We start from the raw sequence: 10,344 nt of genomic DNA on the forward strand, positions 1-10,344 counted from the left end.
ATGATCCCCGCTCTGTCGCCGGAAACGCTCGCCCTCCTCGTCCTGCTGGGGAAGGCGACGGTCGTCCTCGTCGTCGCCTTCGCCGGCGCCACGCTGCTCGAGCGCGCCCCGGCAGGTGCACGGCACCTGCTGTGGCTCTCCACGCTCGGCGCCATCCTCTTCCTCCCCGCGCTGTCCACGTGGAGCCCTTTGCGGCTGGCGGTACTTCCCGTGGCGTGGCTGGTGCCGCACGTGGCGACGCCCGACCGTGGTGCCACGGCGCCGAACGCGACCTCACCAGTTGCATCTGACGATGCGAGACGCGCGACATCGACTCGCGCGCCCAGTACCGTCTCGCCAGGCGAAACCGCCGCGGCAGGCGCCGACGAGGTGCAGCTGCAAGGCGCGCTGGCGGCCGCGCCCGCGGCGACCGCGTGGCGCCCAACGATGTGGCAGCTCCTCCTGGGCGCGTGGGCGGCGGTCGCGCTCGCCCTCGGCGGCTGGCTCGCCATCGGGTTCCTCAGCGTCCGTCGCATCGTGCGGCGCGCCACGCCGCTCGTCGATCGCAAATGGTCGGCGCCGCTCTACGACATCGCCGACCGACTGGGCGTGGACCGCACGCCGCGACTCGTGCGCAGCGAGGACGTGAAGATGCCCTTCGCCGCCGGGCTCGTCTCGCCAACGGTCGTGCTCCCCGCCGAGTGCGACACGTGGGACGAAGCCCGCCGTCGCGCCGTGCTCCTGCACGAACTCGCCCACATCGCCCGCAACGACCTGTTAGGGCACACGCTTGGGCGCGTGGCCTGCGCGTTGTACTGGTTCCACCCGCTCGTCTGGCGCGCCGCGCGCCGCCTGCGAGTCGAGAGCGAACGCGCCTGCGACGACCTCGCCCTTTCTTGCGGCGTTCGCCCGTCGTCGTATGCCGAGCACCTCCTGGACATCGTCACCAGCATACGCCAGCCACTCACCCCAGCCACGGCGATTCCCATGGCCGATCGCAAGGAGTTCGAGGGACGAATGCTCGCCATTCTCGACCCCGAGGTGCGGCGCCAGGGATCGCGCCGGCAGTCGCTCGTCGTTGTCACGGGACTGCTCGGCGTGGCGGCGCTGGTGGGTGGAACGACCCCCACCGCGGCGCGTGCCTCGACGGCGCCCCTGGTCGCCCGGGAACCGGCCGTGCCTAACGTCGACCGCGCGACGCCACGTGGTGATACGGCGAATGCGCTCGTCGTCCCCTCCTCCCGCCTGGCGCAAGGCTCCGGTGAGCGCCGCCCGGAGACAGGGAGGCGCGACGCCACGCCGCGCGCGGCGGCCGTCGATTCCGCCGATCCCGTCGGCGCCATCCTGGCCACGATGACCGCTGCAACGGCGGCGCAGGATCAACCGGCCACGCGGGATCGCCGTGATGATCGCGCCGAGTTGCTGATGCAGGTGCTGCGCGCCGACACCAGCGCCGGCATCCGTCGCACCGCGGCATGGGGACTGTCGCGCTACGCCGAACGCGCCGATGTCGTGACCGCGCTCGCGCAGGCGCTGCGCAGCGACAAGGACCAGCACGTGCGCGAGATGGCGGCGTGGGCGTTGGGTGGTGGCGACGACACCCCGGCCTCACGCGCGGCGCTCCTCGCCGCGCTTGGCGGCGACAGCGACGCCGATGTGCGCGAGTCCGCCGCGTGGGCGCTTGGACAAACGACCGACAGCCACTCGGCGCCCGAGGTCGACGACGCGCTGGCCAAGGCGCTCGGCGATGCATCGCCCCGCGTACGCGCCCACGCCATGTGGGCCATCGGACGCGTGGGCGAGGGGAAGGTCCCGGCCGCCGTGCTCACCGCGCTCGAGTCGCAGGACGAACGTGACCGCCAGGTGCGCGTGATGGCAGCGTGGGTCCTGTTCCGTCGCGAGGATGCAACAGCTGTACCCGCCATCGAGCGCGCGTTGGGGAGGGAAACGGACGGCCAGGTGCGCGTGGCACTCATCCGCGCGTTAGGCGCGCTGGGCGAAAGCTCGGCCCCTGCGCTCGCACGGTTGCTCGATTCTCCCGACCGTGACGTCCGGGCGGCGGTGGTCGGGGCGCTCGCCGGGCGCAACGGCGGCCCGTGGCCCATGCCCATGCCGCGCCCCCGCCCCTTCCCCTGAGGAACGTGAGCGGGCGCTGAGCGTCGCGTCACCACGCGTGCGCCCAGCGCCTGTTTCTTCACCACACGTGCTGAAAAATCAACCGTCCGCCTCCACCCGAATGGCCATGTTCAGGCTCCCCCTCATCTTCGCGTTAGGCGCCGTCGCCGGTGGCAGTGTCGCCACCAGCCGCCACCATGCCCCGCTCGTGCCCACGGTTGGCGTCGAAGCCGTCGCGGTGGCTGTCACGTCCAACGGCATCCTCGCGCCCGTCCCCGGCGCAGAGTCGGCGCGTCCCATCATGGATGTGCGCGGGTTGCTGGGTGCACTGCACGGGCTTCCCGGCGTCGTGTGCGGACTTGCGGCCGAGGCGGCGTCGGGCTGGGGAGGCGGGTCGTGGATGAATGCGCCCGCGCCGCCACTCGGCCCCGACGCCGCGGCCCGCACCATGCACTTTCCTCGCGCCCGCCTAACGCCTGCCGAGATTCGCATGGTGCTCGATTCCATCGCGTCGCCGGATCCGTGCGTGCGTGAACTCTCCGTGCGTCTCGTGGGTCGTCTCGACACGGCCTTCGTCGAGGCGCCGCTGCGCGAGCGCCTCGCATCGTCCAACGCCGTGGCCACGCGCGAGGCGGCGGCGCTCGCGCTCGGGCTCGTGCGCGCCAGGGGGTCCAGCGACGCGCTGCAGCGCCTGCTGGGCGAGGACAGCGATGGGCTGCGGGCCAACGCCGTGTGGGCGCTGGGGCGCCTCGACGACAAGCAGGTCGCCCCCGCCGTGCGCCGCGCGCTCCGGGACGACGCCGACCTGGTGCGCGACGCGGCGGCGGCGGCGTTAGGCACACTGGACGACGACGACGCCGTCGACGAGTTGCTGCGCGTGCTGCGCACGGACAAGGTCGCCCGCGTGCGCCGCACGGCGGCGTGGGCCCTTGGACGCCTGGACCAGAAGCGCGCCGGCAGCGGCCTGGTGTCCGCGTTAGGCGCCGAGCAGGATGACGACGTGCGCGAGACCATCGTGTGGGCGCTGGGCACCATCGAGGTGGCCGACGCAGCGCCGGCGATCACCGAGGTCCTGCGGAAGGATCGGCAGGGAGAGGTGCGGGAGATGGCGGCGTGGGCGCTGGGCCAGCTCGAGTCGGCGGCGGCAGTCGACGCGTTAGGCGAGGCGGCGGGGGGCGACGCCGAGCCGTCGGTGCGCGCCACCGCCGCGTGGGCGCTGGGGCAACTGGAGCTGCGGCAGGCGCCGGCGGGGCTCATCAGGGCCGTCACCGACAAGGATGCCGAGGTGCGCACGCGCGCGGCGTGGGCGCTGTCGGAGATCCACGACGCGCGGGCCATCAACGCGCTGCGTTCGGCGCTCAAGGGCGAGAGCGCGGCGCGGGCGCGCAAGGCTCAGATCCGCGCGCTGGTGCTGTCGGGGGAGAAGTCGGAGGCGTTCTTCAAGGAGCTGCTGACGTCGGACGATCCCGAGGTGCGTGAGGCGGCGGTGGGGGGGATGGCCGGCCAGCGCATGCATCCGTGGCCCTGGCCGATGCCGAGGCCGCGGCCGTTTCCGGAGTAGGGGGGGCTGATTTGGGCTCAGCTCAATTTGGGGTCAGAGTCACCGAGAATTTGGTTCGGTGACTCTGACCCCAAATTGAGGTGAGCCTAAAACGCCCACGTGCTGCCGCGCCGTCAGTTCATCGCCCCCACCCCCGCGCGCCCCCCGGCCGGCAGGTGCTCCGTCAGGTAGCGCTGCAGCAGCGAATAGATGTGCTGCGTCGTCCCCGCCCCCTCGTAGATCCCGTGCGAGCGGTTCGGGTAGGCCATCATGTCGAACGGCTTTCCCAGCTGGATGAGGCGATTCACGAGGCGCTCGGTCCCCTGATAATGGACGTTGTCGTCCCCGCTCCCATGCACGATGAGGAGCTTGCCCTTCAGCCCCTCGGCGTGGTTGATCGCCGAGCCAAGCTGGTAGCCGGCAACGTTATCCTGCGGGAGCCCCATGTAGCGCTCCTGGTAGATCGTGTCGTAGAGGCGTTGGTCCGGGACCGGCGCCACCGACATCCCGACCTTGAAGACGTCGGGCTCGCGGAACATGGCGTTGAGCGTGTTGGTCCCGCCCCCGCTCCACCCCCAGATCGCCACGCGGCTCGTGTCGACGAAGGCGTGCATCGCCGCGTACGCGCGCAGCGCACCGGCCTGCTCGGCGGCCGTCGTCGCCCCCACTGCGCCGTAGATCCCCTTGCGCCACGCGCGCCCCTTGGGTGACGGCGTTCCGCGCGTGTCGAACGACATCACGAGGTACCCCTGGTCGGCGATCAGGCGGTGGAAGAGCGCCGTGTTCCCTCCCCAACGATCGGCAGCGGTCATCCCGGCTGGCTCGCCGTAGATGTGCACGAGGACGGGGTAGCGCTTTGCCGGGTCGAAGTCGCGCGGACGCATCACGTACCCGTCCACCGGGAGCCCCTGCGTCGTGGTCACGGTGAAGAACTCGGTCGCCGGAGCGCCTAACGCCTGCAACCTGGCGCGCAGCGCTGCGTTGTCCTCGAGAACGCGGACCACCTCGTGGCCGGGGAGGCGGATGATCTCCGTGCGCGGCGGTTCGTCGAAGCGCGACACCGAGTGCAGCGCCCATCGCCCGTCGGGGGAGATGTCGTATCGGTGCGTCCCTGGCTGGTCAGCCGGTGTCACGCGTGTCGCCGGCCCACCCTTGAGCGGGACGCGGTACAGATAGTTGTGGATGGCATCACCCGGCGACGCCATCACGTAGAGGATCCCCGCCTTCTCGTCCATTCCGGCGAGCGCGACATCGAAGGCGCCCGGCGTGAGCAACGTCGTCGCGCCGGTGGTGCGACTGACGGTGTAGAGGTGGCGCCATCCGTCACGCTCGCTCTCCACGATCGCCAGCGGCCCCGCCTTCCCTCCCGCGATCCAGCGTGGCTCCTGCACCAGCACCCACGCGCTGTCGGCGTCGGTCCACACCACGCGCCCGCGCCCGGTGGACGCATCGCCCACCCAGAAGTCGTTGCGGTTCTGCAGGCGATTGAGGTGCTGCACCAGGACACTCGCGGAATCGAGCCATTGCACCTGACCGATGTAGCTGGCGGCCGTGTCCCCGGCGACGTCCATCCACGTGACCGCCCCGCCGGTGGGCGCCACCACGCCTAACGTGACGCGCGAGTTGGTCGTCCCCGCCTTGGGATAGGGAATGGCCGTCGTGTACGGGTAGAGCGAATCGGTGTCGTTGATGAGCAGGAAGTCGCGCACCGCCGAGGCGTCGAAATGCCAGAAGAGGAGACGCCTCGAGTCCGGGCTCCACTCGAACGCCTGGCGAATTCCCAGCTCTTCCTCATACACCCAGTCCGACGTCCCGTTGATGCTGGTGCGCGAGCCGTCGTGCGTGAGGCGCGTGATTGCCCCCGTCGCCAGCTCCTCGGCGTACATGTCGTGCTCGCGCACGTAAGCCACCCAGCGGCCGTCGGGCGAGAACGTGGCGAACATCAACGTGGACGGCGCGGCGTCGCCACCGAGCTTCCTGAGCGTCCCCGCCGTGCGATCGAGCACCCAATAGTCGCCGCGCGTGTTGTAGCGCCAGACGCGCGTGGTGTTCGTGAAGAGGAGGAGCTTGCGGTTGTCGTCCGACCAGGCAAAGGCGTCGAAGGCAAGGGGTGCGGTTGCACCTGCCGGCGTGAGTTGCGCGGCCGTCACCAGCACGGTGCGGGCATCGGTCGCCGTCTCATGACGCACGATCTCGCGCCCGGCGCCGGGCGTCGCCGGTTCCACGGTGAGAAAGGCCTTGCCTCCCTCGATCCATCGCAACTGGCCAACGCCGCGGGCGTTGAACTCGCCGGAGAAGACGCGCTGGACGGTGAGGGCGCCCGGCGCTTGCCCCTGGGCCCCTGCGGCCTGCGCAAAGAGCGTCGTCGCCAAGAGCGCTGTCGCGGAGATCAGGGAGGCGAGCGTCATGGCGCGGATCGTGGAGGGAGGCATGGTGGGGCGCGCGGTATGGGGCGGGCGAGGACGTCTCGGTGGACGTCTCGGAGGACGTCTCGGCCGAGGACGTCTTACGCGAAGGCACGTCGACGCGAGACCACGTTGGTGCAAACGCGCGGTCATCACGTGATTGACCGCGTAATCTGCAGGATGTTCGCGCGTTGACCAGAGCGATCACGAGGCGCAGCTTCCGCCCTTCCTGCGCCGCCCTTCCGCCTCATGAGTCGAACGATGCGCCTGTTGCCGTGGCAGACACGATGGATCCTCGCGGCATTCGTCCCCGCGCCTCTCGTTGCGCAGGCAACGACCGTCACCCCCACACCGCCCTCGATCGACTACCAGCGCGCCGAGCAGATGCTCAGCTGGAATGCGCTGCGTCACGTGTCGGGCGATCAGGTCGTGCCGACCTTCTATCGCGATTCCACGCGCTTCTGGTATCGCGTGATGACGCCGCGCGGCGCGGAGTTCGTGACCGTGTCGAGCGCCACTGGGCAGCGTGCGCTGCTGTTCGAGAACGCGCGCCTCGCCGCATCGCTGTCGCGCGCCGCCGACACGGCGATCGCCGGGGAGCGCCTCCCCTTCACCGCCATCGCCTTTGCCGACGAGGGACGCGACGAATCGCGAATCGTCGTGCGCATCGGTGCACACGGCTACACCTGCGTCCTGGCGTCGTATGCGTGCGTGAAGGGCGACACGCTTGCTGGCCGCAGCCGCTTCGTGCGTTCTCCCGATGCGCAGTGGGACGCGTTTGCGTCGGGCGGCAACCTGTGGGTGCGAAGGGTCGGGACGGCCGATTCCGTGCAGCTGACGAGCGATGGCATGGCCGGCTGGGCATACGGCGTGGGGACGCCGCCACCCACGCGCGTGCGCTCGCGAGCCCCTGAACGTCCGCAGCTCTTCTGGTCGCCCGACAGCAGGCGCATTGCGGTCCTCCGCATCGACGAGCGCGGCGTGCGCATCTCGCACCTGTACTCGTCCACCACCACGCGCCCCACGCACTACCAGTGGCCGTACGCCCTCCCCGGCGATTCGGTCGTGCCGATGACCGACCTCTACCTCGTGGACGTCGCGGCGCGCATCAGCCGGCACGTCGATGGCTCGCGACAACCGCAGCTCGCGTTCTACGGCTTCGGCGCTCGCCAGGTGCAATGGTCGCCGGCGTCGGACCGCGTGTTCTTCACCCACGTCGACCGCGGCCCAAAACACGTGCAGCTGATGGTCGCCGATGCGGCGGGGAGCGGGGGTGGAGGCGCGCCCACGGTTGGCCGGCAGGTGCTGGCCGACAGCAGCAAGACGTACGTCATTGGCTCCATCGACATCACCAACGGGGCGACCAACTGGAAGCCGCTCCCGAACGGTGACGTCGTCTGGTTCTCCGAGCGCGACGGATGGGGACACCTGTACCACGTGGGAGCGGACGGCGCCGTCCGCCACCAGGTGACCAGCGGCAACTGGGTCGTCACCGAGCTGCTGGATGTGGATGTCGCTTCGGGGCGCGTCTACTTCACCGCGCGCGGGCGCGAAGCCACGCGTCACCCCGAGTATGACCTGCTCTACTCCGTCGCGCTCGACGGGAGCGCGCTCACCCTCCTTTCTCCCGAGGATGGCGATCACACGATCGTCCCGGTGCCGGGCGCGCACGTCCTCATCGACAGTTACTCGCGCGTCGACACGCCACCGGTCACCGTGCTGCGCGGCGCCGATGGGCGCGTGATCCGCGAGCTGGAGCGCGCCGACATCTCTTCACTGCGCGCCACGGGGTGGCGACCGGGCGAGGTGTTCCGCGCCAAGGCGCGCGACGGCGTCACCGAGATCACCGGCGTCCTCTACAAGCCGTCCACCTTCGACTCCACGAAGGCGTATCCCGTCATCGACCACATCTATCCCGGCCCGCTCATCTCGCCCGTGTCGCACGCGTTCTATCCGTCGCGCGTCCTCTCGTCGTACTCCAGCATGGGACAGGTGCAAGCGCTGGCCGAGCTGGGCTTCATCGTGGTGGAGATCGATGCGTTAGGCAACACCGGGCGCAACAAGTCGCTCTACACCGCGTGGTACGGCAACATGGGCGACAACGGGATCCCCGACCACGTCGCCGCCCTCCGGGAGCTCGGGTCCCGGCATCGGTGGATGGACCTCGCGCGGGTGGGGATTTTCGGGCATTCGGGGGGTGGGTTCTCGTCGACCGATGCCATGCTGCGCTTTCCGGACGTCTTCTCGGTCGCCGTGTCCACGTCGGGGAATCACGACAACGCCGCGTACTACCACGGGTGGGGAGAGCGCTTCCAGGGACTCCTCGTGCGCGAAACGCTGCGCGGGGGCGACAACTTCGCCGACGCGGCCAACAAGAACATTGCCGCCAAGCTCAGGGGGAAGCTCTTCCTCATCCACGGCGACCTGGATGACAACGTGCACCCCGCCAACACCCTCGCCCTCGTCGACGCCCTGGTGAAGGCCAACAAGCGCTTCGACCTCCTCATCCTTCCCGACGCCAACCACGACCTCACGAGCCACCCGTACGTCATTCGGCGCACGTGGGACTTCTTCGTGGAGAACCTGTTGGGGGCCAAGGGCCCGAGCGACTATGCCATCGCGCCGCGGCCGGTGCCGTAGGTCGGGTCGATTTGCGGGCCGGCCGTGGGGTCAGGAGAACTGGGGAGAATTGCTGTCAGAGAATTGGGATCAGGAGAATTGGGGTCAGAGTCACCGAACCAAATTCTCGGTGACTCTGACCCCAATTTTGACCGACCCCGATTATCCACCGTTTGCCGCCGTCTCCCCACCCTACCGCAGGTAGACCAGCCAGAACCCAAGCGGGATCAGCGCCCCCGCCGCCGTCAACCATCCCCCGCGTCCGGTGATTCCATACCTCCCCTTCAGGACGAAGAGCCCGGTCACCGCCAGGAGGATCAGCGACAGCGCATAGAGATCGGCGACGTAGGTCCAGGCGCGCTTCGGCTCGTTCAGGTGCAGCTGGTTGAGCTCGTGCAACACGCGCCGCGGGACGTTTGACTCGACGAGCACTTTCCCCGTGGGGAGGTCGATGCTGTACACCTGCTCGCCGTAGAACAGCTGCAGCGTCTGCGGGTCGGGCTGGTAGCTCGAACGCGGCGGCGTCGCGAGCGAAAGCCTGGCGAGCGCCGTGTCGACCATCGACGCCCCGGCATCGAGGGCGATCGGCCCGATGGCCAGCGCGCGCTTGGTGACACGGTAGTTCGGGTTCCAGTCGGCGATGTGGTTCACCGCGAGCCCCGAGATGCCGTACGCAATCGTCAGCGCCACAGCGAGATAGCCGACGTCGCGATGGAGCACGATGCTCAGCCGGCGCCATGACCAGCGCGGGCCGCTCGTGCGGCCGGCTCGCCGGTCATCCGTGGGCTCCCGCACTACCTGACCCGCGCGCCCTCTCCCGACAGCTGCACGTCGGTCACCGGCCCCTTCACCTTCGACGAATCGAACGAGGCGAGCGTCCCGCGCTCCTTCGCCACCTCGCGCGCCTGCGCGATCGCTTGGTCGCGCGAGAGCGTCCGCACCTTCACGATCCCCTCGGCCCGCACGGTCCTGCCGCGGGCGTCCTGCGGGAACGTCATCACGCCGTCGTCGACCTTGAAACGCAGCGACTCGAACGCCTTGTCGCTGGCGATACGGATCCAGCAGCCGCGCTCCTCGCAGACCTCGATGATGAGCCCTTCGACCAGGACGCGCTTGCCATCCCACGCTTTGGGATCCTGCAGGATCGACGAAATCGGCGTCGCTTCCTTGAGCGTGAGCGCCTTGCCGTAGTCCTTCGACTGGGCGGTCGCCGTGGCGGCGGTGGATACGCTGAGGGCGAGCACGACGGCGAGGGCGCGGGCGAGCGTCGAAACGCGGGGTGTCTTCATGGCTGGGAGATTGGGCGACGAGGGGATGGGCGGACGTAGGTACGCCGCGGCGCGTGAGCGCCGCTGGGGTCGCTCGATTGGGGGGAATAGCGAGAGGCGCAGTTCCCTCAAGTATGCCGCACATGCGTGCGCGCTGCTGTCATCCAACGTCCGACGGCCGGGCATGGCGGCCCGGCGGTTCGCGATCGGCGGGGGGACCGCCAGAACCATCTGGGAGACAAGTGGAGCCAGTCCTTCGGCACCTCTTTGGAGACCAGACCAATCAGGACCAATTGGGGTCAGTCAGAATGAAGCGACCGGCTCGCGGTCGTGGTAACGTGGGTTACGCCGCCGGACGAGCCGACGGACCAGAGCCACAACACGACGGAGCCGGTCGCCTATGTCACGTACAGTGCGC

The 10,344-nt window shown here is 69.6% G+C and carries 6 protein-coding genes; 3 read left to right on the plus strand and 3 right to left on the minus strand.

Annotated elements, in window-relative coordinates; all coding sequences use genetic code 11:
- Positions 1–2,115 (plus strand): HEAT repeat domain-containing protein, encoded by a 2,115-nt coding sequence (locus IT359_16160; protein ID MCC6930522.1) that lies wholly within the window; start codon positions 1–3, stop codon positions 2,113–2,115.
- 106 nt (positions 2,116–2,221) lie between these two features.
- Complete coding sequence (locus tag IT359_16165) at positions 2,222–3,655, plus strand: HEAT repeat domain-containing protein (GenBank protein ID MCC6930523.1); 1,434 nt, start codon at positions 2,222–2,224, stop codon at positions 3,653–3,655.
- A gap of 113 nt (positions 3,656–3,768) precedes the next feature.
- On the opposite strand, the gene IT359_16170 is transcribed toward IT359_16165, so the two are convergent.
- Entirely contained in the window at positions 3,769–6,066 is a 2,298-nt protein-coding gene (locus IT359_16170; GenBank protein ID MCC6930524.1) for a S9 family peptidase, read from the minus strand.
- Between the two features lie 222 nt (positions 6,067–6,288).
- Between IT359_16170 and IT359_16175 the strand changes: the two genes are divergently transcribed.
- Positions 6,289–8,679, plus strand: a complete 2,391-nt coding sequence (locus IT359_16175; GenBank protein MCC6930525.1) for a DPP IV N-terminal domain-containing protein — start codon at positions 6,289–6,291, stop codon at positions 8,677–8,679.
- Between the two features lie 171 nt (positions 8,680–8,850).
- Here IT359_16175 and IT359_16180 read toward each other — a convergent pair whose 3' ends face one another.
- Together IT359_16180 and IT359_16185 are read right to left on the minus strand one after the other, a co-directional pair.
- Positions 8,851–9,378, minus strand: a complete 528-nt coding sequence (locus tag IT359_16180; protein ID MCC6930526.1) for a PepSY-associated TM helix domain-containing protein — start codon at positions 9,376–9,378, stop codon at positions 8,851–8,853.
- A gap of 74 nt (positions 9,379–9,452) precedes the next feature.
- Positions 9,453–9,947, minus strand: coding sequence for a DUF4920 domain-containing protein (locus tag IT359_16185; protein ID MCC6930527.1), 495 nt, complete (start codon positions 9,945–9,947; stop codon positions 9,453–9,455).
- Positions 9,948–10,344: the final 397 nt, after the last annotated feature.

Source organism: Gemmatimonadaceae bacterium (genome assembly GCA_020852815.1).
Classification (GTDB): Bacteria; Gemmatimonadota; Gemmatimonadetes; order Gemmatimonadales; family Gemmatimonadaceae; genus SCN-70-22.

Excerpts from the sequence above, each read along its gene's own strand:
- IT359_16160 (MCC6930522.1), top strand. The coding sequence starts at position 1 with ATGATCCCCGCTCTGTCGCCGGAAACGCTCGCCCTCCTCGTCCTGCTG.
- IT359_16165 (MCC6930523.1), top strand. The coding sequence starts at position 2,222 with ATGTTCAGGCTCCCCCTCATCTTCGCGTTAGGCGCCGTCGCCGGTGGC.
- IT359_16170 (MCC6930524.1), bottom strand. The coding sequence starts at position 6,066 with ATGCCTCCCTCCACGATCCGCGCCATGACGCTCGCCTCCCTGATCTCC.
- IT359_16175 (MCC6930525.1), top strand. The coding sequence starts at position 6,289 with ATGAGTCGAACGATGCGCCTGTTGCCGTGGCAGACACGATGGATCCTC.
- IT359_16185 (MCC6930527.1), bottom strand. The coding sequence starts at position 9,947 with ATGAAGACACCCCGCGTTTCGACGCTCGCCCGCGCCCTCGCCGTCGTG.